The organism is Paenibacillus sp. TAB_01 (genome assembly GCF_043945595.1).
GTDB lineage: Bacteria > Bacillota > Bacilli > Paenibacillales > NBRC-103111 > Paenibacillus_S.
In genome coordinates, this window is sequence record NZ_JBIFNP010000001.1 from 3,840,562 (window position 1) to 3,864,504 (window position 23,943).

Genomic DNA, 23,943 nt, shown 5'->3' on the forward strand with positions numbered 1-23,943 from the left:
TACTATGAAGGTATAGGGCCTATGGCTCAAACCGAAATGGACAAGCGAGGTGTCGAAATTTGGAGGATGTAATCATTATCGGGGCGGGTCACTTGCGGATTATCCGCAGCGCTGGAGCTGCAGAACCAGGGCCTGAATCCGTTGATCATCGAAAAGCATTGCGTTGCGCACTCCATTTATTTATATCCTACATACATGCAATTTTTCAGCACGCCCGAGCTGCTGGAAATCGGAGGCATCCCGTTCAATACGCCCAACGAGAAGCCCTACCGGATCGAGGCGCTGCATTACTACCGCAATGCAGCTTTGCGCAGAGAAGTCAGGGTACAGTCTTACCATACCGTAGACCGGATTAGCCAAACCGGCAAGGGGCATTTCGAGCTTGAAGTTACCGATCGTTTCGGTAAAAGCTCGCTGACCCGCGCGCGGTTTGTGGTCGTTGCTACCGGCTACTTCGATCATCCGAACCTGCTCGGCATTCCGGGCGAACAGCTCAGCAAGGTGACGCACTATTACCGGGAAGCGCATCCTTATACCGGCACCAAGGTGGTCATTATCGGCGGAAGCAACTCCGCCATCGATGCGGCCATGGATCTGTTAAGGGCAGGCGCGGAGGTAACTGTCGTCTACCGGGGGGAAAATTACTCCCCAAGCATCAAGCCTTGGGTGCGGCCGCTGTTCGAAAGTATGGTGAACAAGGGGCGGATTCAAATGCTGTTCCGTTCACAAGTGACCCGGATCGATGAAACAACCGTTACCGTTCTTGAGGAAGGCGTCGAGAAACAGCTGGACAATGACTTTGTGCTGGCGCTCACCGGCTTTCGCCCGGATCGGGGGCTGCTCACAGGCGCGGGTGCCGAGCTCGACGAAGAGCAGGCTCCAATCCATGACGAGCTGACGATGGAGACAACCGTTCAAGGGTTGTATATCGCCGGCGTAGCCGCCTCAGGGAGCAATGCGAACGAGGTGTTCATCGAAACCGGCCGGCTCCATGGAGGCCGCATCGCGGGACATATCGCTTCCCGGCTCAACCTTATCGGTAAGCAGGGCTGATGCTGGATCAGGAACGCAGACAGCTCCTCATGTGTTCGACAGAGAACGGCGAAGCTTCAGGTGAAAGCCAGTGAGGTGAACCGCCGCGCTACGCGTTCGCGGCTTGCCGGCTTTCCCCCACACAGAATTGCGGCCGACGGGCGAAGAATCTCCAAAGCCACATACATATGATTACGACTCAATGAGGTGCTTATCCCATTGAAAAAAGGCCGATGCAAACCTGCATCGGCCTTCGCTTTGTTCATTCATTAAAAAATTAAATCTTTCTCCCGCTGGGTCAGCCTGCGGCCGGCGATATCGACAACTAGCCTTCCGCCGGACAGTCCCCAAATCCGGGAACCGTATTTTTCGGCAAACTCCACTTGATGCAAGCTGCAGAAAACGATAACTTTGTCCTTGCGGCAAATATCCTTTAGATCGTCAAGCACTTTGCTTGCCGCTTCCGGGTCCAAACCCGACACCGGCTCATCCGCATAAATTACCTTGGCCCCGCGTATAAGCGCTTTCGCAATAGCCACCCGCTGCTTCTCCCCGCCGCTCAGCTTCTCCACCGGTTCATGGGCCTTGTCCAGCAAGCCGACCTTGTCCAAATAATCCATGGCGGTCATATGATCGTCGCTGGACGTCGTTCCGCTCAAGATCCGCCACCAGGCTTTATGCAGAAACAGTCCGCTCAACACATTCTTCAAAGCGGACTTGCGCGGATTCAGGTTCGGCTTCTCTTCCAAATAAGCCCAATCCTTGCGCAGCTTCAGCTTCTCCAGCCCGCGGGCTTCAGAGATATCCTTACCCTCATATATGTATTGACCTTCATCCCACTTTTCCTTTAATGATAAGCAGCGGAACAGCGTCGTCTTGCCGCTCCCGCTCGCGCCCACCAGCGCGATCAGCTCTCCTTCATCCGCTTGAAAGCTGACTTTGGACAAAATTTGATGATCCGGCGGAAATGACTTCGATAAATTGCGTACAATAATCATCCGTTCGTGCTCCTTTTCCCACCTTAATCCTTAGCTGCCTCTTATTATAACCTAAGTAAGCCGCTCCAAAAAGTTTAATCTTCCAGCAAACGGCATGTCAATACATAAAAATACCGGAACAACGCAAAGTAATTAAATAACACAATAGGAAAACGAAGAAAGGATGACCTCACCATGTTTCGTTTCAGAACCAGAGCATGGCTCTTCGCGATCATTGCGGCCTTACAAATCACCGGCACGGCCGCCTGCAGCGGCACCAAACCGAATCCGTCCCAGAGCCTGCAGCAACAATCCGCCGCACCGGGTACGGATACGCTTGAGAACGGTCCGCTCCAATCGCTGAATCACACTTCGACACCGGAGCTGCTCGCGGGCAAGGAAAGCCAGGTTCGCTCCAACAAGCCGCTCAGCCTGGCTGATTTGCATCACAAATATAAAAGCACCTTTTTATTTAATGCGCCCTCTACGAAGAGACAAGTTTCGCTTACCTTTGACGATGTCCCGGATTTGATCTTCACACCGCAAGTATTGGATATTCTGCATAATTATGGCGTTCGGGCCACCTTTTTCGTTGTCGGCAACCGCGCTGCGGCTCACCCGGAAATGATCCGCCGCATGATACGGGAAGGCCATGCCATAGGCAGCCATTCCTTCACGCATCCGAACGGCAACAAAATCGATGATGCAGCTTTCCAAAGCGAAATCCTCCGAACCGAGCAGGTGCTCGCCGGCATAACCGGTTACAAGCCCACCTTGTTCCGTCCGCCTTACGGCAACGTGACTGAACAGCAAATTTTATGGCTGGCCAGCCAAAATTATCACATTGTGAACTGGAACGTAGACTCCCTCGATTGGAAGGGTCTAAGCGGCGATCAAGTGAAGGAAAATGTTCTCGGCCACGTTGCGCCCGGTTCGGTTATTCTCCAGCACGCAGGCGGAGGCGAGGGCGAGAATTTATCCGGAACGGTTCAAGCGCTGCCCGGCATCATTGAAAGCCTGCACAGCCAAGGGATTGAGATGGTTACCGTTCCGGAGCTGTTCAACATCCCCAGCGGCAAATAAGTCGTGATCGTCCCAGTTCACTCGCGTCAACATGTTTAAGAAGAGGAACCCCGGTCACTTTAAGCGGCATGCGCCGCGGGACGGGGTTCTGCTTTTTTCCAAAGGTTCGGGTCAGCCCGTCTTACTTATCATCTATAGGATAAAAAATCACGTCGACCGGAAACGCCGAGCCTGCGGCCGGGGTAAATTCAATATCCATCGAAGGCTCGGTACCGTCCGTCCGCGCCAGAATCGTGTAGCCTTGATAGTCCATCATGACGCCGGACGGCGGTGCTTGGACGATTCGGCCATCCACCTCGAACGGTTCGCGGAACACGCCGCCGCGCGGCAGCAGAAAGGACCGCCATTTTGCGCGGATGATCCAGATGGATCTTGTACACAACACCATAGTTGCCTAAGTTAAGCGAGTCTTCCTTGGAGAAGAAATCGGTTCCCGTCACGAACTTGTCCGTTGTGCCGTCTCCGATCGTAATGCTCGTTGGCTTGCTGCAATCGTGCGCATCAATATTCCAGACCACATCCGAGCTGTCAAATGTCCCTCTCACGTTACCTTTGTACGGCAGACGATCATACATCCCTATTGTATCGAGTCCGGCTCCCGCATCCATCGCAACGAACGAGAAATACACTTCTCCGTCGGTCTCTACGTCATAAAGCACATTCATGCCCTGTCCCGGGAAGAAGTCCGGCATTTTCTTGTAATACAGCGTCTCGTAGGGCCCGACGGTCATCGTTTCCGGCTGCCGCTTCTCATCATCATCCTGCAAAAACTCCACCGAGGCCTCGTTGCCGATCAGATTGGCGTAAATGGAAGGATACACCTCGCCTTTACGCGTTGTTTTGATCGTGACCGTCCGGTTCCGGATTCGGGTTGCGCACCACAATGGCGAACTGCAGCTTCTCGTTCGTCCCATTGACATGGTCGGCGTACAAACGGGCCTTGCCGTTTACTTTTTCCTGATACAGGAAGCCCTTCTCGGTAAACGTCTCCGGACTGTCGCTGACAATCAAAGGTCTGTCGGACACCGTCTTCGCCTCGATAGGCAGCTGCGGGATCCCTCTTAAATATTGGCGGAGCGTCTGCTCCTCCTCTTTCACATACGTTCCCACCGGCTCGTGATACACCTTGTAATCGAACGGATCCAGGTGAGGCTCGTTGACAATTTCCACATTGCGCGAAAACTTGTCGCTGACCGTCCCTTGGCTGTCCGTTACCTGCAGCGATACTTTGAACAGGCCCGGCTGAAAAATCGCCTCCGCCTTCCCTGTCCACTCCGTATTGGCGATCGAATCGCCGTCGGGATCATAGCTTTCATCGCTGTAGCGGATCGGCTCTCCCAGACGGTACGTGTCTTTATCCGTTGAAAATTTCGCGATCGGCTTCGTATTCGGCATGGTATCGTTATGAAACGTCTTGCCCGCCTGGGGCATTTTCACATAAAGCAGCTCCAGCCGGTGGAGCTCCTCGTTGACGCTTGCCTTAAATTGAACATGACGGTTCAGCCAGTCCATGCGGATATAGAGCCGATCGTCCCATACAGCCGCGGCCTGCTCAAAGCTTTCGGTCTGCCCGTTCAAGCGAAGCTCGCCGGCCCCAAGCGCAAATGCCGCGTAAGCGTCCGGCAGCGTAACCTGCACGGTCGATGTGTCCGCGTTCCAATCGACAGGTACGCCTAAGATTGAAGGGAGAATGGCCGCAGGGATATAGGTCTGCCCGTCCTTTTGAAGCACGGGAGCGTCCAGCTGGGCCGGTCTGCCGTCAACAAAAGCCTGCTTGTCCCCGAAATAGAACAGCATGGAACTGCTCTGCGGCACGGCTTCGGCCGCTTGGACAGTAACCGGAGCCAGCAGCGCCGGAGCAGGAAGTGAAACGGCAAGGGATAACATAAATAAGGGCTTTAAAATGCGTTTGAAAGGTTGTGCCAAAAGCATGATGGATGTCAATCTCCTTTAACTCTATTAATTCGCAAATTCTCACAGGTTATTTAGCTTCTAATGGAATAGCAAGCAGCTCCACAGGAAGCTGTGTGCGGTCTGCAGCCATCAGCTCGATGACGACCGTGTCCGCTTGCTTGCTTTTCGTACGGTGGAGCAGCAGCGCTTCCTTGTCCGTCAAGCCCGCCTCAGGCAGCTCCACAGCTTGCCCGTTGACCTTCACCGCCCCTTGGAAAAATCCGCCGCGCGCATGAAGCGCCAGCGCAACGGAATCGGCGGAAGTGAGTTCAATCCGGTAATGTACGCCCGCGTAACCCGGATGCTGCGCTTCCTGGCGTGTTGCCGGATTCATGCCTTGCAGCACCGGCTCTACCTGATCATCGCCGATCGTCAGAGACATGCGGTTGCTTTAGCGGCCGCGCATCGATATTCCAGGAAACCTCGGATACCGGAAAGGTTCCCGACGCATCCGCCGCGCTGTTAAACCCGACCTGCTCGAGCCTCCCTATGTCATACGGTTTCAGTCCGGGAGGCGTTAAAAGATACGAGACGTCAAGCGGCCCGTCGGTCTGCAGGTCGTACAGATTTTGAAAGCCTTGTCCGGGGCTCAGCTCCGGGCTTGCCGCATAAATAACCTCTTCGCCCGGACCCACCGTCACTTCATCCTCCGAAGGCTGCGCCGTCATAAATTCCTCCAGCGTTTTATAGGCCCGAACCGGGTTGTACACCGATGGAGCAGCAAGCGATTTACGGGTCGTCGTCACCTTCACCGGCTTCTTATCATCCTTGTTGCGCAGCACAATGGACAGCTGGGCCTTGCCCGTCAAGCCGTTCACGTAGCTCGGGTACAATCTCGCCTGCCCGTTGATCTCATCCCTGAACAAAAATCCGGGCTTCGTAACGGGCTCCGTACTCATTCCTCTAAGCAGCGGCCGGTTCATCCGGCTGGCGAACAAGTACCGGAACGGCCGGTCCCGCCTTCTTTTCTTGATCTTGAGCGGAGAGGACCGGGATCACGGCAGAATCATATGCAAACACAGACCCTTCCGGCTTTGCATAATAAGGAAAGTCAGCCTTGCTGAGATAAGGCGCATCCGCGACTTGAACGGACTTCGTAAACGGCTCGCTCTCGTTCCCTTTCCCGTCCTTAACCTTGAGCGTTACAGTATAAGTTCCCGGCTCGAAATAAGCCTCCTCCTTGCCTGTCCATTCGTAATCGGGCAGCCCCTCGGCATCGGGATCATAGCTGAGATCTACAATCTTCACAGGCTCGCCGAGCCGGTACACCGGTTTATCAAAAGCGAATTTGGCAATCGGCCTGGAATTGACCTGCATATCTTCTGCTGTCAGATCCGATTCCTTGTAGGCAGTGGATACTTGCCCAACGAATTGAATCGCCACCCCGCGGGTGGATTCATCATATTTGTAAGCGATATCCAGCCAGGGCGCGATCCAGGATAATTTGACGAGAAGCCGGTCGTGGCGAATCGCCGCCGAACCTTCAAATGCGGTGCGATTCCCGTTCACCGAAACGGTATCCCCATCGGGGTTGAACTCGATATATCCTTTGGAGGTCAGCAGGCCGACCGTGCGGGATGTCTCGTTCCAATTCAACTGCAGCCCAAGCTGCTCAGCAAGCCAGCGCGCGGGCACATAGATCGAATCTTCGATCAATGCTGCCGGTTCCTCCAAAGATGAGGCTGCGCCGTTGACCGTGGCTTCCTCTTTGCCTGGGATAATGTGCAGTTGTGTCGTTGCAGCCGATACCGCTTCAACGGTAAGCGGCACTTGCAGTCCTGCAGTAAGCGCCGTACCGCACAAGGCGGCAGCGGTCATGGCTTTTATGAAATTACGATTGCGAAACATAAATCGAAAGCTCCTTTGCATAAATTAAGAGATTTTATAATAGCAGAATCATTCCACGCCCCAAAAAAAGACATTCCTATACTCATACGCAGTCGAAACCGGAGGGTTTCTGTAATTTTCGGACACATTCCGCAGCTTGGGCATCGCCGGCTTTACCGACTTTAATAGATTTAAACGCTAGTAAAATACTATCACGTTTGAAAACGACAAGTCTATATGAATACGAGATATGCCTCTCCGGCCTGTACGCACGCCAAAAAAACGCCATCCTTTCAATGGCGGAACATCATCATGCATTGTCATGTTTCGCAGTAAAAGCGCCCCAAACTGGCAAAGTATTCCATAAATTGAGTCAGTTATAGGAGATGTCCAAAAAAATTCATAGCGTCGACACCAATTTACATAATTTACAAAGCGCACGTATTATAATATTTCGAGGTCGGAGATATTATGCCTAGTGATTGGGGACGAAGGGTAATGAAACTATGGGAGCTTGAACAAAGTATGGGGCTCATGCAGGAGCGTCTGTACGCATTAGTGGAACAAACCGGCAGCTTAGTGGATCCTCGTGTCGTTAAATTAAGTCAGGAAATTGATGATGTGGTCGTCACCATGCAGCGTCTGCGGATGTGCCGGGAGCTGGACATGCCTCTAAAAAAATGAAGCCCTTTTCATTCGATTGCTCTTGAAATACTTTACATGATGTGTTATATTGAAATCAAGCAATATCAAGGGTTTAAGCACAATCAACAATCTACTCGTAGCTACAATCCCCCTATCTTGATGCAGATAACGATCATGTAAAAAGGAGCGATGTAAAATGACTTACGAGGCTCAAAATAATCAAGAGGTAAAAAAAATTTCAGTCGAATTAACTTTAAATGAAGCGCTTGCATTAACCGGTGTGCGTTTTCCGCAAAATCATCAGCTTGAAGTGGACGCCATGCATAAAATCAAACGTTCTCTCGAGGACCAAATCATTCGTGATGCCTCGCGCCGAACGGTCCAATAACCGAAATTTAAAACCGTGTCCGTATACAACAAGCCTTCGCATACCTCTGAACCCAGAGGCTGCGGAGGCTTTTTTCATGGCAATGTATTATAATCATTGTATGAACCGAACAGGAACGTTTATGACAAAGGAGCTGCCCGCATGAAATCAACGATCGAAAGCACCATAGAACAACATAAAGCCTCATTGATTGAGCTGGCCCGGTTTATCGGAGAACATCCTGAGCTTGGCCATGAGGAATTTCAGGCGTCCGAGAAGCTGATCGGCCTGCTGCAAGCTCACGGCTTTACCGTGCAAAACCCGGTTTTGAATTTGCCGACCGCCTTTATTGGAACATACACTGCCGACAAACCGGGCCCTGTCGTCGCCTTTCTCTGCGAATACGACGCGCTTCCCGAGCTGGGCCATGCCTGCGGCCATCATTTGATCTGCACTATGGGGGCAGCCGCCGCCATCGGATTAAAATCGGTAATCGACAAGCTTGGCGGAACGATCCGTGTCTATGGCACGCCCGCCGAGGAAACGAAGGGTGCCAAGGTTCCCATGTCCGCAGCCGGCCTCTTCGACGATGTCGACTTCGCGCTGATGGCCCATCCTTACCATACGTACGAGAAATCGGGGCAATCGCTTGCGATGGATGCCGTTCAATTCGAGTACTTCGGCAAAGCCGCTCATGCGGCGGCAAGCCCCTATGAAGGCGTCAACGCGCTGGACGCCGTGCTGCAGCTGTTCAATTCCGTTAATGCGCTGAGGCAGCAGCTTCAAAGCCATACCCGCATTCACGGGATTATCACCGAGGGCGGCAAGGCGGCCAATATTATTCCGGAATATGCAGCCGCCCAATTTTACATCCGTTCCGCCAACCGTCCCTACACCGACGAGACGGTGAGCAAGGTGCTCCGCTGCGCCGAAGGGGCGGCGCTGCAGACCGGCTGTACGCTCAAGGTGTCCAATTACGAATACTCTTACGACGAATTGATTACCAATGAGACGCTTTCCGATCTGTTCACCCGTAACCTGATCGATATGGGAGTGGATGAGACCTCTATCGAATACGGGAAGGATCACGGTTCCGTCGATTTGGGCAACGTCTCGCGTCATTGTCCCGCTATCCATCCATATATCAAAGTGATTGATGAGAAACACCTGCTGCACACGCCGGAATTCCGCGATTTGGCCATGCAGGAACGCGCCTTCGAGGGAATGCTGTTCGGCGCCCGGGCGCTTGCCTTTACCGCTTATGACGCTATCCGCAGCCCGCAGACGCTGGATGCGATCCGCAAGGAATTTCAGAACAGCGTGTCAGGCGCCGATTAATGCATAAGCCCAGCTTCTCCGATGGCCGGAAGAGGCTGGGCTTCTCTAATTATGCGGCTCCCTAACGCACGCCAAGCTCGCCGCCGAGCCATTTTCGGTCGGAGAAGGACATCTCTGATCCAGCTTGGGACTCAGCTCCGCTGCAAGTCCAGCGGAAGCTCCTCGGGCTTCTGAGCCTCCAGGATGAAGGCATCCTGCTCCATCACCTCATCGTTCACCCTTCTGTAAGTCTCGAGATCGCCTGGATTGAAGTGAATCGCGTGAGGCGTATAGTAATCGATACTTCCTCGTTGAGCGGGTTTGTGCCTCTCATGACGATTGTTTGAGAATCGGCCCTTTACTCTTCGCTTTTGCTTTTGTATGGCGTTGGAGATATGGTTTGAAGTACAACCAATGATGCTTCTTAGAGGCTTATGGTATACTAATTCTATCCGAGCCGTAAGGAGGGATCGATCATGAAATGGAACGAAATCACTATAATTTATCCGAATCGATTTGTGCTGGTTGAGGCTCTTAAAGCCACCTCCCAGAACCGGATTCGTACCATTGATGAAATGTCCGTGGTGAACGAGTATCAAGACTCTAAGGAAGCTTGGGAAGGGTACAAGCAGTATCATAAACAAGATCCAGGGCGGGAGCTTTATATTTTCCATACTAGCCGCGCGAACGTGGAAGTGGTTGAAGAGTTCTTTTCCGGGGTGAGACAGCACTAATGCGGATTCGGATGATTCATGGATTGCCAATTGTTTCTTTATCCATCGAGTAATAATCATACCATCGAGCTTACCGATGTGCTATTTGATACCGGCTGTGCCGCTACTGTTTTTGATACGGATATACTGGCAGCTATCGGTTTGTATCCCGACTTCATCAACGGAACAGTAAAGCGGATGTATGGAATAGGCGGAACTAGTGAGGCTTGTTACGAGCAGTTCGTTCACAATATCAGGATTGACTCTGTTAACCTGTCTTCGTTTCGTTTACAGCTCGGTTCAATTTATGAGCCGTATGGGTTTGAAGGCATTATTGGAATCGATTATATGCTGCTGACCGGACTGAAGGTGGATTTTGAAACAATGCAGGTAAGTTATATTAAACCATAAGATCTTTAGTTGCTTATCCACTAAAATTAAAATAAATCCATATGCAATAACTCTTTCAATACAATCCTCCTTCAGGGCTAATGATTAATGGTTATTTCTAAAACCAATTGTTATCTCCCCATTATGAAAAATCTCAATAACGTACCGCGTAGTAGAATGAAGTAACCATTGATCCGAGCCGATAGCCGTTAAATCATCAATCGCATTTATGGAGCATTCCACAGTAGTTTCAATCACAGGATAAAGACCGTAACCCCATAATACATATACGCGATCATTAATGGAGTGGCCATTTCTTAATAATAGCTTCGAGCTTTCAATAATTGACTTTGCGCAATAATGACTAGACATCTCAGAGCAATAACGATTGTTTCTCCAGAAGATTTTTTATTAGCGAATCCAATTATTATTAGTGAAAGCTATGAAGATGATGTTTCATCATATTGGCTCACTTTTGCTTAATCAGCTAATCTAAAACGGCGGGAAAAGTGGTATTGGTTAAATGATGCGCTTGAATCACTAGGTGACGCTTATGACGGAATAAATTTATAAAGCACGGTCATAAGCGTCAGCTGCATCTATGTTAATTTAAAGTACTCTGCTTACTCTCCCAACGAGCAAAGCCCCAATGCTTCCTCCAGCCCGCACAAGCGAACCTCGGCAGCATCGCGTTTCTTATATTCGACCTGGCCGTCCGCTGCCGCTTTGCCGACGACAATCCGGATCGGGCAGCCCAGCAGATCCGCCTCCTTCAGCTTAACTCCGGCCCGCTCGTCCCGGTCATCAAGGAGCGTCTCGATTCCACGGCGGAGCAGCTCGTCATAGAGCCGGTCCGCCAGATGAACCTGACGTTCATCCTGCGCAGAGACGAGAACGATATGCACTCGAAAAGGGGCTATAGCCTCCGGCCATAGAATCCCCTGCTCGTCATGGCGCTGCTCTATAATTGCGGACAGCAGCCGGGAGACGCCGATCCCGTAGCACCCCATGAGCATGGCTTGTTCCTTGCCGGCCTCTGAGGTGAAGACGGCCCCGAGCTTGGCGCTGTATTTGGTTCCAAGCTTAAATACATGTCCAATCTCGATCCCGCGGGTTAGCGTCAAGAGGCTTCCACACTTCGAGCAATGTTCTCCCTCCCGTACCTCGCGGAACTCCATGGCCGCTTCTGCTTGATCCGTACCTTGGGATTCCTGTGAAACAGCCAGCTCCAAATTCGCCGCATACCCGCAGCTTCCGCAGCTGACCAGAGTGTCTTCTCCGATATCCGCCAGCGCCATAAATTCGTGCGTTCCCCCTTCTCCGCCTATCGCTCCCGCGGCTCCCTCCACCGCGCGATAATTCAAGCCTGCCCGGGTGAAAATCCGCTCATAGGCCCGGTACATCTTCCAATAAGAACGATCCAGCCCTTCCAGGTCCGTATCAAAAGAATATGCGTCCTTCATCAGAAACTCCCGGCCGCGCAGCAGGCCGAAACGCGGCCGCCGCTCGTCGCGGAATTTGGTCTGAATCTGGTAGAGCGTGACCGGAAGCTTGCGGTAGCTTTGGATCTCGTCTCTTACCAGGCTTGTAATAACTTCCTCATGCGTCGGCCCGAGAGCGAACTCTCTTTGATGGCGGTCACGGAATTTAATCAGCTCAGGACCGTACACGTCATATCTCCCCGACTCCGTCCACAGCTCCGCAGGCTGCATCGCAGGCATCAGCAGCTCCTGCGCTCCCGCCGCGTCCAGCTCCTGGCGGATAATATGCTGCAGGTTTCGCAGCACCTTTAAGCCAAGCGGCAAGTAAGTATACACTCCTGCCGCCAATGGGCGGATCAGCCCCGCCCGCAGCATGAGCATATGGCTGGCTGTCTCCGCATCGCTAGGTTCCTCTCTTAGGGTCGGCATAAATAAATGCTGTTGTCTCATCGGACATCCCTCCGCTTCATCTCAATCTCAAGTGCTGAATAACGCAAAAAAGCACATTCGTCAGGGACGAATGTGCTCGTGGTACCACCCTAGTTTCACCGCCGCACCAAAGTAATGGCTTCCGCGCAGCGCTGTCTCATCCGGATAACGGGACGGTCCCGGCAACAGATACTAGCGGCTGTCCGGATCCGTTCCGGCATCAGGCATACGTTCTCCACTGCAGCTGCAAGGCGGGAAATTTCACGGGGATCGGGGAGTCTTTCAGCCGGTGAACTCCCTCTCTGCGGCGATTCCTGATGTGAAACTTATATCCTTGGTCCAAGCTTTTATGAAAAAGCAATGTACATGTTTACATTAATTTACATCAATTCCAGCCAACAATCAAGCCGGAAGTTACAATACTTTGCCCAAAAATTCCTTTGTCCGCGGATGCTGCGGATTGGCGAATACTTCGGCAGGCTTGCCCTGCTCGACGACTTTACCGCCGTCCATAAAGACAAGACGGCTTCCCACTTCACGGGCGAAGCCCATTTCATGGGTAACGACCACCATGGTCATGCCTTCGGCCGCCAGCTGCTTCATGACATCCAGCACCTCTCCGACCATTTCGGGATCGAGCGCCGAGGTCGGCTCGTCGAACAGCAGCATGGCCGGCGACATCGCCAAAGCGCGGGCAATCGCGATGCGCTGCTTCTGTCCGCCCGACAGCTGCCCAGGATAGCTGTTCGCTTTATCGAACAATCCGATGCGGCGCAGCAGATTGTGGGCGACATCGTTGGCCGCCTGCTCGCTCATGCCTTTCAGCTTTCGCGGAGCCAACGTGATATTGTCCAGCACCGTCATATGCGGGAACAGATTGAACTGCTGAAACACCATACCCATGCGCTCACGCAGCTTGTTGATATCCGGCTTTCCGTGAATGAGAGACGTCCCTTCAAAAGCGATATCCCCGCCCGTAGGCTGCTCCAGCAAATTCAAGCAGCGGAGAAAGGTGCTCTTACCGGAGCCGCTCGGACCGATGACGACGACCACTTCACCTTTTTCAATCTCGATATCGATCCCCTGCAGAACGTGGTGACGCCCGAACGATTTATGCAAATCCGTTACCTTAATCAGAGTTCCTCATCCTCCTCTCCGCTACACCCAGCAGCTTGGACAGCGTGAACGTCATGACGAAGTAAATCAGCGCGGCCACAATGAGCGGTTCGAATGGACGGAACGAGTTCCCGCGAACCGTATCCGCATTGTACATCAGCTCGCTGATCCCGATGACCGATACGATCGACGATTCTTTGATGATGACGATAAACTCGTTGCCCAGCGCCGGAAGCACATTGCGGATCGCCTGCGGCAAAATGATGTGCCGCATCGCCATACTGTGCGGCATCCCGAGGGAGCGCGCCGCTTCCATCTGTCCTTTGTCAATGCCTTGAATACCGGCACGAAACGTTTCGGCGACATAAGCCGCGCTGTTCACCGATAAGGCCACCACACCCGCCATAAATTCCGGGAACGCGGTGCCCAGCGCCGGAATGTCCGGAAATTCAATCCCCAGCTTCGGCAGGCCGTAGTAAAAGAGGAACAGCTGCACCAGCAGCGGCGTTCCCCGAATGAACTCAATGTAGGCCGTGGCGACCATGCGGAGCACGCCAAACCGGGATAAGCGCATCAAGGCCAAGACAATCCCGAGAATGACCCCTAACACCACTGTAAATATCGAGAGCAAAATCGTAATCTTCGCACCGTTAATAAAAAACATGTAATACTTAGGCAAAAATGAAAAATCCACCGGGTCACCTCCTTGCAGTTTAGGTTCTTAAAACCGACAAAAACCTGGCCGGTTTATTCCGCACAGGTTTCATGTCGACGTGCTTGTTTTATTATTCCACCATATCGTTTGCTTCAGTAACCATTTTATCAATTGCTTTATCGTTGATCAGCTTGTCCAAAGACTTGTTCATCGCTTCGACCAGCTCCGGAGCGCCTTTCTTCACAGCGATAGCAGAGCCGCTGTCTGGATTTTCCAGCTTGATATCCGTAATCGTCAAATCCGGATTTTTGGACAAGTATGCCGTAGCTACAGGCAATTCAACGACAAGAGCTTCGGACTTTTTGTTTTTCAGATCCAGCATCAGATCGGAAATTTTGGAGAGCGCCTTAACCTCGGAGTTCGGCATTTGCTCCCGAACGATGGTTTCCTGCGTCGCAGCCTTTTGAGCGCCTACCTTTTTACCTTTCAAGTCGTCAATGGACTTGTACTTATCTTTATCCTCGGTGCGTACGACAACCTTCTGCACAGCGGTGTAATAAATTTTCGTAAAGTCCACGCTTTGCTGGCGCTCAGGCGTCGGAGTCATACCGGAAATAACGAAATCCACGTTGCCCGCCTCCAAGGCAGCCAGTAAGCCGTCAAACTTCATATCCTTAATTTCCAGCGTTACGCCCAGGTCTTTAGCCAGCGCTTTGGCAATCTCGATATCGAAACCGACGATCTCATCCTTTTTGTTCACTTCTTTGTGAAACTCGTAAGGAGGATAATCTGCGCTGGTACCTACAACCAGCTTACCGGATTTTTTAATTTGATCGAGTTTCGTTTCTTTTGCAGCCGTCTCTTGGCCTGCACCGTTCTGAGGCGCAACCGCCGCAGGTTTTTGTCCGCAAGCTGCCATAAGCAGTACGACACTTAAAAGCATAAAAATGAATGCTTTGTTTTTGTTTTTTAACATTGGTCAATTCTCCTTTCTAAACAACTCTCACATTATATAATACCCTCTATCGTTTTGACAACTCATTTGATAGGGCTGCTCTATCTATTTTTTTCTAGCGGCCGGCAAGCTTCTCTAGTATAATAAACTGGTTTGAACCACCTGCTGGGAGGAATTTGAATGGAAACAACGAAAAAAAGCCCCATTCCCTTATGGCTCATCTTCTTGATCGGCATTATAGCCATCTCGTTCTCTTCTATTTTTATCAAGCTGTCGACAGCCCCGGTATCGATTTCCGGCATGTACCGTCTGCTGTTCACCAACGTGCTGATGCTTCCCTTCATCTGGAAACATATAGAAGAAATCAAACGGATAAAATCCATAAATTGGATATACTTAGTCGGGTCAGGAGTGGCGCTGGGGCTTCATTTTCTGCTCTGGATGGCTTCTCTGCGGTATACCAGTGTGGCAAGCTCCACGGTGCTGATGACGCTTGAGCCTATTCTGGTACTGGCGGGAGCCTACGTCGCTTACCGGGAAAAAACAACGGCTGCAGCTATGATCGGAATCGCCATCGCAGTCGGAGGAGCTATGATGGTAGGCTGGAAGGATATGTCTGTATCGATGTCCGGCAACGAATGGAAGGGCGACCTGCTTTCTTTGCTCGGAACCGCGGCCGTCGCCGTACATATGCTGCTCGGGCAAAAGCTCAGCCGCAGCGTAGCTGCAACGCCTTACAGCTTTATCGTATTTTTCGTCGCTGCGCTTTCGTTTGCCGTATTTAACCTGGCGCAAGGGTATTCATTTATACAATATGAAGGACGCGAGTGGGGCCTGTTCCTTCTGCTGGCGCTGGTACCCACCTTATTCGGTCACGTACTCTTCAACTGGTCGCTGCAATTCGTGAATGCCGCTTCCGTCTCCACCGCCGTACTGGGAGAACCCGTTGGAGCCGCGTTATTGGCCTGGATGCTGCTTGGAGAAGACATTACGTTCATTCAAGCTATTGCCTGCTGTCTGCTGCTGGCGGGGGTATGGATTTTTCTGAAAACCAACCGTGTAACGGCACGTCCGGCAAGCTCTTCAGCCAAATAAAGGCGAGTCCCAACTGCTGCATGAATTCCCCGTACTCGACGCATATTACTTGTTAGCCAAACCGTTGACCGGACTGCCGGAAACGCCCACGCTCGCTTTATAAAATTCAGGAAGTAAAGGGTGGTACCGAATTTTATGGAATCCGGCAAAACAGGAGCGCTGCTTTCCCTTTCCTCGGTTCCTTTTATTATGACGTTGGGGAATTCCATGCTCATTCCTACCCTCCCCACGCTAACCAAACAGCTGCACGTCACTTCATTTCAAGTCAGCCTGATCATCACAGTCTATTCCATGGTTGCCATCGTCTTGATCCCGGTAGCAGGCTACTTGTCCGATCGCTTCGGACGTAAGAAGGTCATGATTCCAAGTCTTATTATTGCCGCGGCAGGGGGCACTATCTCTGCGCTAGCCGCTTCTTTCACAGCTCACGCGTACCCGTATATTCTCGGCGGAAGGCTGCTCCAAGGAATCGGGGCGGCAGGCGCGGCGCCGATCGTGCTTCCGCTGGTCGGCGATCTGTTCAAGAAGGAGAGCGACGTAAGCGCAGGTCTTGGTGTGATTGAGACAGCCAATACGTTCGGTAAGGTGCTTAGCCCTATCCTTGGCTCCCTGCTGGCTGCTCTCGTCTGGTATGCTCCTTTCTATGCCATTCCGGCGCTCTGCCTTCTTTCCATCGCGCTTGTCGGATGGCTTGTCAAAATACCGAAGGAACGCAAAGAACAAGCCTCTTCTTCAAGCTTGTCGGTTTTTTGGCAGTCGATCGTGACGGTGTTCCGCGAAAAAGCCCGCTGGCTGCTCGCCGTATTTTTTGTGGGCGCCGTCTGCATGTATACCGTATTCGCTACATTGTTCTATCTCTCCAATTTGCTGGAGGATACGTATGGCATCGGAGGGGTGTCCAAGGGCTGGCTGCTCGCAATTCCGCTGGCTGCCTTATGCCTCGCTTCCTATGGGGCGGGAAAAGCTATCGGGGAAAACAAGCAGCGTATGAAGTGGGTGACGATTATCGGGCTTCTCTTGATGAGCGGCGCTTTATGGTACTGCGGGCAATTCAAAATCACTTCCCTCGGGAGCCTTCTGTGGCTGACCGGCCTGGCAGGTACCGGAATCGGCGCCGCTTTGCCGAGCCTGGATGCGATCATTACAGAGGGGATTGAAAAAGAGCAGCGCGGTACCGTCACATCGCTTTACAGCAGCATGCGGTTTATTGGCGTGGCCGTCGGGCCTCCGGTGGCTTCGCTGTTCATGGCTTCATCGGTCAGCTGGATTTTTTACAGCTCCGCTATTCTAGGTGTACTATCCGTGCTCTGGTCTTTGGCTGCTATCAGGCCTAGCAAGCAAAAAGCAGCGGCCCGCTAAAGGAGACGCTGCTTTTTTACTTTTTCAGATAGATTGGATCGGCTGCACATAATCGTAAAGCTGCTTGGTCAAGCCGCCTTTGCCGAACCTCAGGATAGAGCCGTTTCTTTCCAAACCGTGCTTGGTTTGCAAATCGCTCAAGAAAGTAACGATGATTTTGCGCCTCTGAACGATATCCGCAAAGCCGTGCTCAAACAGCCACTGGTCGATTGTGTTATAAATTCCCCGGTTCAGCCCGAAAATTTCAAAGCAGTAGGTAACGAATTGAATGTCCGGCAGATGCAGCACCTCCGCTTCAGCCAGCGTTCGTTCTTCGGTATAAGATTTCGCTATCATCAGGGCCTCCGCTCCTTCCAAGTTCAATAGCAAGCTTCCGAGCCGGTCTTCACCGCAGGTAGTTCTCAGGAAAGAACCGTGGATGCATCCGCCTGTTCCGTACGCCGGGCGGAATTCCGCAGGTGAATCTCCTGTACAAGCGCCTCAGCCGCTTGTGCCAGTCTGCCGGTAATTTCCTCACTCAAGGTGTAACCCCCATCCGCTTGACGCTCCACCTGCACATCCAGTACGAAAACGCCTTGCAGAACAGGAAAGGCGCTCAGCGCCGACAGGACAGGCTTAAATGCGTGATCGATGGCCAGCAGATGCGCGTTCGTACCGCCGATAGCAACTGGAAGAACGATTTTCCCTTCCAGCCCCTTTTGCGGAATCAAGTCCAGGAATGTTTTCAGCACCCCGGTATAGGAGGCTTTATAAATGGGGGAAGCTACAATGACCGCATCCGCTTCTGCCAGGAGGCGGTTCGCATCCACTACAGCAGGATGGTCGAACTGCGCATAAATCAAGGCCTCCGGAGGCAGATCGCGTACCTTGATCGTCTCGGTTTCAATATTGTCCCGGCGAAGCGAAGCTTCCAGCCATGCCAGCACTCCGTCCAAACGTGATTTTGCAGTAGCGCTGCCTGATAATATAACGACCTTTGCCATAAAGGTTCACTCCTTTGTCAAGTTAAAGACTATTCCATCCACAAAAAAAGACCTCTCCAAGCCGGCGCCATCCGCCGCTTTTCTTCGGAGAAGTCTCCGGTGTTCCGGTAGACAAAACATACATGACTAGCTTCGGTGATTGCGGTGCTGCGGTTTGCCGTCCGACGAATCTCTGTCGCGAAGCGCTGCCTCGGATTCGAACCGTTTGCGTTCCGTTCGCTCGATCTGCACGATCCTTCCATCATGAACGACAATTTGAACCGTACCATATTCCAAACCATTCACCGAATTCAAAATTCTTTGGCTCCAAATCGTATCTACTTCCAAAGGCTTCGCCATAGTTACCCCTCCCAAAATATACAATTCCTATATTCATACTCGGATTATAAGCCGAAATATTTCTTGATTAAATAGTCCAATCGAACCAATCGTTTTTCTTTTGCTCCAAAGATACCAGCCAATTTTTGGTTACCTGCATCAGCTCATTGTAAGAAGCTTGGGATGAATAAGTATGATCTGCCTGGAAAATAACTTCCTTCTCGCACTGCCCCTGGGAGCGAAGCCAGAAAAGCTTTTGATACAAAAAGCAGTAGTCGACAGGAATCACTTCATCACTGGTTCCATGCACGACCAATACGTCCCCGGAAAATTTGCGCGTCTGCTCGAAAGGCTGATGTCTCGCCAAAGAATCAAAAAATTCCGGTTTGAAGGAATAGCCCGAATAATCGGAGCTGCCGAATTGAACGGCGTCCTCATATACCTTTTTACCTGTAATCTTGACGATATCATTGAAAGGATGCGCTACGGCAGACCAAAGCACAAGCGATTTGACCCGCTTATCCCGTGCCGCCGTCAGAATGGATACCGCGCCTCCCAGACTGTGCCCGAGCAGAATGACCCGGTTAGGATCGACGCAATCGATCTCGAGCGCATAGTCAATGACGCGTCTTGTTTGATCGATCATCGCATCCAAGCCGCCGGAACCATACTCTCCCGTGCTTTCCCCGCAGCCGGCATAATCAAAGCGAAGCACCATATAACCCAGCTCGCTGAACTCCCTCGCCGCTTTAATAAACAACCGGTCTACGCCAACCCGGCTGCCAATAAAGCCGTGGGCAATGATGATGATCGGATTTCGCGAATCCGTGGATGCGGGATAGTGAAGAGTTGCCGTCAGCTCCTCTTGTCCGCTCTGAATTGTAATATGATGTTCCATGACAACTCTTCCTTTCCGGCTGCTTTCTGCAGGCAGTGCAATAGAATGTAATTATCTTATAATATGTTAGTATGAGTCCAAACTGGGAAAATTATAAATTAAATATGAACCGGCAGCGGATCGATTTTCAACCCGTTTTCAACGGTTTGATGCGCCGAGTCGTTGAACAAATAAACGCGGTGAATCAGCACATACACAGGATCCCCCGCTTCCAGCGCCTCCTGCTCCAAGGAACGGTAGGCAAACAAATGCTGTCCGTTGACTTCCACCTCTACCTGCCAATTCGTACCGCGGAAAAATACATTGCGCACGGTTCCGCTCTCGGCAGCCGACGGATAGGAAATTTCATTCGGGAATCCGATTTCGACAAATTCAGGACGGATGATCGCCCTCGCATCAGGCAGGTTCGCTCGCTCGAAGCCTTTGAACTGGCCGAGATGCTCCAGCGCGTTCGATTCACCGATAAAGCCGGCAACGAAGGGAGTCAAAGGATGCTGATAAATATCGATCGGCGCGCCCTGCTGCTCCAATACGCCCTGGTTAATGATCATGATCTGATCCGCAACCTCAACGGCTTCCTCCTGGTCGTGCGTGACGAAGATCGTCGTAATGCCGACACGGTTGATCATATCCTTCAGCCAGGTCCGAAGCTCCTTGCGCACCTTCGCGTCAATCGCCGCAAACGGTTCATCCAGAAGCAGCAGCTGAGGCTCGGGCGCAATCGCCCGGGCGAAAGCGACGCGCTGGCGCTGTCCGCCGGACAGCTGATTCGGAAGCCGCTTCTCCAGCCCCTTCAAGCCAGTCAGCTCGATCAGTTCGCTGACCCTTGCTTTAATGTCCTGCTTGCTTCGCTTCTGTACCGTCAGCCCGAACGCGATATTATCGAATACGGTCATGTGACGAAACAGCGCGTAGTTCTGAAAAACAAAGCCGATTCCCCGCGCCTGCGGAGGCAGATCGTTCACCTTTTGCCCGTGGAACAAAATTTCTCCGGAATCCGGTTCTTCAAGCCCTGCCAGCATGCGGAGAATCGTCGTTTTGCCGCCTCCGCTCGGCTCCGAGCAGACCGATCAGCTTTCCTTTCTCGATCTCGAAGCTGACATCCTTGGTCGCCTGAAAGGAACCAAAGCTTTTCATTAAATGTTTGGCTACAATATGCATCCTGCTTACTCCCCTTCCTGCTGCGTCCTGTGAAATCTCCACTCCACGATGCTTTTGACGACTAGCGTGACGACAGCCAGCAGTACCAGCAGCGAAGCCATAGCGAAGGAACCGGCGAAATTATATTCGTTGTACAGAATCTGAATATGAAGCGGCATCGTGTTCGTAGAGCCCCGGATATGGCCGGAAACGACGGATACCGCACCGAATTCGCCCATCGCTCTCGCGTTGCACAGGATAATGCCGTAGAGCAGACCCCACTTGATGTTCGGCAGCGTCACCTTCCAGAAGATACGCCAGCCCTTGGCCCCGAGCGTCACTGCGGCTTCCTCCTCCTGTACGCCCTGAGCCTGCATCAGCGGAATCAGCTCCCTGGCAACGAAAGGAAAGGTAACGAACACGGTCGCCAGAACAATGCCCGGCAGCGCGAAAATAATTTTGATGTCGTGCTCCGCAAGCCACGGTCCGAACCATCCTTTGGCGCCGAAGAGAAGCACATAGATCAGGCCCGAGATGACAGGCGAGACGGCAAAGGGAAGATCCACCAAGGTTATCAGAAGATTCTTGCCCTTAAAGTTGAATTTGGTAATGGCCCAGGCGGCCGCCAAACCAAACACCAGGTTCATCGGCACCGCGATCAACGCGGTTAGCAGCGTCAATCGGATGGCGGCCGCAGCATCGGGCTCAACCAATGCTTTCATATACACCTCGGCGCCTTTGCGGAAAGCTTCCACGAATACGGAAATCAGCGGAAGTACAAGCAGCAAGCCAAGAAACAGCAGCGAAATACTAATTAATATCCATTTTACGACCGTCGGTTCAGTGATGTGCTTCGGCCTCTCGACCGACACCGAACCTGCTTTCACGGTTGCCACATAACCGGCCATGGCAGTTCCTCCTATAGGCTTTTCCAGGGAAAAGCCGGCTTCTTAAACGATAAACCAGGTATTGCTGCGATTATTTCTATCCGCTCCGTTTTACTGCGTATTGAAGCGGTTCGCCCGCCACTGCAGGAAGTTGATAATCAACAGCATCACGAACGAGATGACCAGCATCACCAGCGCGATGGCCGTCGCCCCCGCATAATCGTACTGCTCCAGCTTCGTCATAATGAGCAGCGGAGCGATCTCGGTCTTCATCGGCATATTGCCGGAGATGAAAACGACCGATCCATACTCGCCGACGGCTCTGGCAAATGCCAGCGTAAATCCGGCCAGCAGGGCCGGAAACAGCTGCGGAAACAGCACTTTCGTGAAGGTAGTGAAGCGGTGCGCGCCCAGGCTGACCGCCGCTTCCTCGATCTCTTTCTCCAGCTCCTCGATCACCGGCTGAAGCGTGCGGACAACGAAGGGGATGCCGATAAAGGTCAGCGCCAGCATGATGCCGATTGGCGTAAAGGCTACCTTGATTCCTAACGGCTCCAGCAGCCGGCCTACCCAGCCGTTCTGCGAATAGATCGTCGTCAGCGCAATCCCGGCTACAGCGGTAGGCAGGGCGAAGGGCAGATCCACCAGCGCGTCGATAAACCGTTTGCCGGGGAAATGATACCGGACCAGCACCCAGGCGAGGATGAATCCGAACACAGCGTTGACAAGCGCTGCTCCGAACGCGGTGCCAAAGCTTATTTTATAGGAAGCGACGACCCGGGCATCCGTGACGATGTGCCAAAACTGCGCCCAGGTCAAGCCGGAGGTTTTGATAAAAATGGCGGAAAGCGGGAACAGCACGATCAAACTAAGATACACGACGGTAAATCCCATTGACAGCCCGAACCCGGGCAGTATACTACGTTGCTTCCAAGCCTTAGCCATGGATTCCTCTCCTCTGACAATTCAGCTCTCCGGTTGAACTGACCGAAGACCGCTCTGATTTCCTTACTAAGCTTACGGTTTGTAAATTTGATCGAAAACCCCGCCGTCGGCAAAATGTGTTTTTTGCGTCTTGGTTCAGCCTCCGAACGGCTCTTCGTCAATGGTGAACAGGTTGATTTTGGCGAATTGGTTTTCATATTTTTGGGCTACGGACTCGAGACGCGGACGATAATAGTTTTTCGCTGCGATCGTCTGACCTTCTTCCGTATACAAATATTCCAGGTACGCTTGCGCCACTTCGCGCGTTCCTTTTTTATCGACTACTTTATCGACAACCGCTACCGGCGGCTCTGCGAGCACACTGATCGAAGGCGTAATAATCTCGTATTTGTCTTTGCCGAACTCATTCAGAGACAAGTAAGCTTCGTTCTCCCACGCGATCAGGACATCGCCGATCCCGCGCTGAACGAACGTCGTCGTCGAGTCACGGGCTCCGGAATCCAGCACCGGCACGTTTTTGAACAATTTGGTCATGAAGTCCTTCACCTGCGCCTCGTCCTTGTTGAATTTCTTGTAAGCATAGCCCCATGCCGCAAGATAATTCCAGCGGGCGCCGCCGGACGTTTTCGGATTCGGAGTAATAACCTGAACTCCGGGCTTGATCAAATCGTCCCAGTCTTTAATTCCCTTCGGATTGCCTTTCTTCACCAGAAACACGATCGTCGACGTGTAAGGCGTGCTGTTATCCTTCAGCTTCGACTGCCAATCCTTCTGAATGAGTCCCGCTTCCTGGATGGCATCGATGTCGTAGGCCAGCGCTAGGGTGACAACGTCCGCTTCCAGACCGTCGATAACCGAACGGCCTTGTTTACCCGATCCGCCGTGCGACTGTTTGAAAGTAACATCCTGTCCGGTTTTATTCTTCCAATACGCCGTGAAAGCTTTATTGTATTCCTGATATAATTCGCGCGTAGGATCATAGGATACGTTAAGCAATTCGACCGGCTTAGCCGACGCTGCAGGCTTTCCGTCCGAGCCGGATGCGGCCGGAGCCGTAGAGGATCCTGCCGATCCGCCTCCGCATGCCGTTAAACCGAGTAAAGATAAACTGACCAAACTGATAACGGACCACTTTTTCCAATTAGCAACGATAGAATTTGACATTTGTTTATTCTCCCCTCAACTAGTGAATCCAAATGAATCTAGTAATCGGTATCTTGTGCAGGGCAAAGTCCGCTTCTTGTTGCAATCTCCGGTGGTCCGGTTGATTGATTAAATATTCCGATGAGATTACTATGATTTATAGACAGTATATTAACACCGCTGGTGAATTGTGTCAATCGGTTTTTGTGCGGGCTTGTGCCTGGAAAAACAAGAA

General features: G+C 52.0%; 25 protein-coding genes and 3 pseudogenes. 9 read left to right on the top strand and 19 right to left on the bottom strand.

What is annotated here, in order from left to right; genetic code table 11:
- The first annotated feature begins 59 nt into the window (after positions 1-59).
- A pseudogene (locus ACHHV8_RS18530) lies at positions 60-1,053 on the top strand (YpdA family putative bacillithiol disulfide reductase).
- 248 nt (positions 1,054-1,301) lie between these two features.
- Here ACHHV8_RS18530 and ACHHV8_RS18535 read toward each other — a convergent pair.
- On the bottom strand, positions 1,302-2,030 hold the full coding sequence (locus ACHHV8_RS18535) for a phosphonate ABC transporter ATP-binding protein (RefSeq protein WP_395160421.1): 729 nt from the start codon (positions 2,028-2,030) through the stop codon (positions 1,302-1,304).
- Positions 2,031-2,204: 174 nt separating this feature from the next.
- Here ACHHV8_RS18535 and ACHHV8_RS18540 point away from each other — a divergent pair, with 174 nt between their 5' ends.
- Positions 2,205-3,092, top strand: coding sequence for a polysaccharide deacetylase family protein (locus ACHHV8_RS18540; protein WP_395160424.1), 888 nt, complete (start codon positions 2,205-2,207; stop codon positions 3,090-3,092).
- Between the two features lie 188 nt (positions 3,093-3,280).
- On the opposite strand, the gene ACHHV8_RS18545 is transcribed toward ACHHV8_RS18540, so the two are convergent.
- From ACHHV8_RS18545 to ACHHV8_RS18565, 5 genes are read right to left on the bottom strand one after another with little or no spacing between them, the layout of a single operon-like run.
- Positions 3,281-3,976, bottom strand: a complete 696-nt coding sequence (locus ACHHV8_RS18545; RefSeq protein WP_395160426.1) for a hypothetical protein — start codon at positions 3,974-3,976, stop codon at positions 3,281-3,283.
- Complete coding sequence (locus ACHHV8_RS18550; protein WP_395160428.1) at positions 3,921-5,024, bottom strand: copper amine oxidase N-terminal domain-containing protein; 1,104 nt, start codon at positions 5,022-5,024, stop codon at positions 3,921-3,923. Before ACHHV8_RS18550 ends, ACHHV8_RS18545 begins: the two co-directional genes overlap by 56 nt.
- Positions 5,025-5,073: 49 nt before the next feature.
- Positions 5,074-5,427: a hypothetical protein gene (locus ACHHV8_RS18555; RefSeq protein WP_395160430.1), complete on the bottom strand. Its 354-nt coding sequence runs from the start codon at positions 5,425-5,427 to the stop codon at positions 5,074-5,076.
- Entirely contained in the window at positions 5,405-5,944 is a 540-nt protein-coding gene (locus tag ACHHV8_RS18560) for a hypothetical protein (protein WP_395160432.1), read from the bottom strand. The genes ACHHV8_RS18555 and ACHHV8_RS18560 overlap by 23 nt, the downstream gene beginning before the upstream one ends.
- Before the next feature lie 4 nt (positions 5,945-5,948).
- Positions 5,949-6,893 (bottom strand): stalk domain-containing protein, encoded by a 945-nt coding sequence (locus ACHHV8_RS18565; protein WP_395160434.1) that lies wholly within the window; start codon positions 6,891-6,893, stop codon positions 5,949-5,951.
- 477 nt (positions 6,894-7,370) lie between these two features.
- Here ACHHV8_RS18565 and ACHHV8_RS18570 point away from each other — a divergent pair, with 477 nt between their 5' ends.
- From ACHHV8_RS18570 to ACHHV8_RS18590, 5 genes are all read left to right on the top strand, one after another.
- The gene (locus ACHHV8_RS18570) at positions 7,371-7,556 is read left to right on the top strand and encodes a Spo0E family sporulation regulatory protein-aspartic acid phosphatase (protein ID WP_395160436.1); all 186 of its coding nucleotides are present in this window, start codon (positions 7,371-7,373) and stop codon (positions 7,554-7,556) included.
- Between the two features lie 157 nt (positions 7,557-7,713).
- Positions 7,714-7,905 (top strand): hypothetical protein, encoded by a 192-nt coding sequence (locus ACHHV8_RS18575; protein ID WP_395160438.1) that lies wholly within the window; start codon positions 7,714-7,716, stop codon positions 7,903-7,905.
- A 141-nt stretch (positions 7,906-8,046) separates the two neighbouring features.
- Positions 8,047-9,222 (top strand): M20 family metallopeptidase, encoded by a 1,176-nt coding sequence (locus ACHHV8_RS18580; RefSeq protein ID WP_395160440.1) that lies wholly within the window; start codon positions 8,047-8,049, stop codon positions 9,220-9,222.
- A gap of 455 nt (positions 9,223-9,677) precedes the next feature.
- Positions 9,678-9,935 carry a hypothetical protein gene (locus ACHHV8_RS18585; RefSeq protein ID WP_395160442.1) on the top strand — a complete coding sequence of 86 codons (258 nt, stop codon included), beginning with the start codon at positions 9,678-9,680 and terminating at the stop codon, positions 9,933-9,935.
- 18 nt (positions 9,936-9,953) lie between these two features.
- On the top strand, positions 9,954-10,325 hold the full coding sequence (locus ACHHV8_RS18590) for a pepsin/retropepsin-like aspartic protease family protein (protein ID WP_395160444.1): 372 nt from the start codon (positions 9,954-9,956) through the stop codon (positions 10,323-10,325).
- Positions 10,326-10,409: 84 nt separating this feature from the next.
- Here ACHHV8_RS18590 and ACHHV8_RS36810 read toward each other — a convergent pair whose 3' ends face one another.
- The 5 genes from ACHHV8_RS36810 to ACHHV8_RS18610 form a co-directional block, all read right to left on the bottom strand.
- On the bottom strand, positions 10,410-10,676 hold the full coding sequence (locus ACHHV8_RS36810; RefSeq protein WP_483874884.1) for a CDI toxin immunity protein: 267 nt from the start codon (positions 10,674-10,676) through the stop codon (positions 10,410-10,412).
- Between the two features lie 251 nt (positions 10,677-10,927).
- Positions 10,928-12,235, bottom strand: a complete 1,308-nt coding sequence (gene proS, locus ACHHV8_RS18595; protein WP_395160446.1) for a proline--tRNA ligase — start codon at positions 12,233-12,235, stop codon at positions 10,928-10,930.
- Between the two features lie 393 nt (positions 12,236-12,628).
- The gene (locus ACHHV8_RS18600; RefSeq protein ID WP_395163554.1) at positions 12,629-13,351 is read right to left on the bottom strand and encodes an amino acid ABC transporter ATP-binding protein; all 723 of its coding nucleotides are present in this window, start codon (positions 13,349-13,351) and stop codon (positions 12,629-12,631) included.
- A complete protein-coding gene (locus ACHHV8_RS18605; protein WP_395160448.1) occupies positions 13,344-14,024 on the bottom strand; it encodes an amino acid ABC transporter permease in 681 nt (226 codons plus the stop codon). The genes ACHHV8_RS18600 and ACHHV8_RS18605 overlap by 8 nt, the downstream gene beginning before the upstream one ends.
- Before the next feature lie 91 nt (positions 14,025-14,115).
- Positions 14,116-14,961, bottom strand: a complete 846-nt coding sequence (locus tag ACHHV8_RS18610; protein ID WP_395160450.1) for an ABC transporter substrate-binding protein — start codon at positions 14,959-14,961, stop codon at positions 14,116-14,118.
- A 159-nt stretch (positions 14,962-15,120) separates the two neighbouring features.
- Here ACHHV8_RS18610 and ACHHV8_RS18615 point away from each other — a divergent pair, with 159 nt between their 5' ends.
- Together ACHHV8_RS18615 and ACHHV8_RS18620 are read left to right on the top strand one after the other, a co-directional pair.
- Positions 15,121-16,035, top strand: coding sequence for a DMT family transporter (locus ACHHV8_RS18615; protein WP_395160452.1), 915 nt, complete (start codon positions 15,121-15,123; stop codon positions 16,033-16,035).
- A gap of 135 nt (positions 16,036-16,170) precedes the next feature.
- A complete protein-coding gene (locus tag ACHHV8_RS18620) occupies positions 16,171-17,394 on the top strand; it encodes an MFS transporter (protein ID WP_395163555.1) in 1,224 nt (407 codons plus the stop codon).
- A gap of 24 nt (positions 17,395-17,418) precedes the next feature.
- On the opposite strand, the gene ACHHV8_RS18625 is transcribed toward ACHHV8_RS18620, so the two are convergent.
- From ACHHV8_RS18625 to ACHHV8_RS18660, 8 genes and pseudogenes are all read right to left on the bottom strand, one after another.
- Positions 17,419-17,730: an RNA-binding protein gene (locus tag ACHHV8_RS18625; protein WP_395160454.1), complete on the bottom strand. Its 312-nt coding sequence runs from the start codon at positions 17,728-17,730 to the stop codon at positions 17,419-17,421.
- Positions 17,731-17,795: 65 nt separating this feature from the next.
- Positions 17,796-18,377 carry an NADPH-dependent FMN reductase gene (gene ssuE / locus ACHHV8_RS18630; RefSeq protein ID WP_395160456.1) on the bottom strand — a complete coding sequence of 194 codons (582 nt, stop codon included), beginning with the start codon at positions 18,375-18,377 and terminating at the stop codon, positions 17,796-17,798.
- A 126-nt stretch (positions 18,378-18,503) separates the two neighbouring features.
- Positions 18,504-18,716 carry a YezD family protein gene (locus tag ACHHV8_RS18635; protein WP_395160458.1) on the bottom strand — a complete coding sequence of 71 codons (213 nt, stop codon included), beginning with the start codon at positions 18,714-18,716 and terminating at the stop codon, positions 18,504-18,506.
- A gap of 67 nt (positions 18,717-18,783) precedes the next feature.
- On the bottom strand, positions 18,784-19,593 hold the full coding sequence (locus ACHHV8_RS18640; protein WP_395160460.1) for an alpha/beta hydrolase: 810 nt from the start codon (positions 19,591-19,593) through the stop codon (positions 18,784-18,786).
- Positions 19,594-19,691: 98 nt separating this feature from the next.
- Positions 19,692-20,754, bottom strand: a pseudogene (locus ACHHV8_RS18645) (sulfate/molybdate ABC transporter ATP-binding protein).
- 5 nt (positions 20,755-20,759) lie between these two features.
- Positions 20,760-21,641 (bottom strand): sulfate ABC transporter permease subunit CysW, encoded by an 882-nt coding sequence (cysW, locus tag ACHHV8_RS18650; protein ID WP_395160462.1) that lies wholly within the window; start codon positions 21,639-21,641, stop codon positions 20,760-20,762.
- Between the two features lie 90 nt (positions 21,642-21,731).
- A complete protein-coding gene (cysT, locus tag ACHHV8_RS18655; RefSeq protein WP_395160464.1) occupies positions 21,732-22,565 on the bottom strand; it encodes a sulfate ABC transporter permease subunit CysT in 834 nt (277 codons plus the stop codon).
- 72 nt (positions 22,566-22,637) lie between these two features.
- Positions 22,638-23,729: pseudogene (locus ACHHV8_RS18660) on the bottom strand (sulfate ABC transporter substrate-binding protein).
- Positions 23,730-23,943 lie beyond the last annotated feature (214 nt).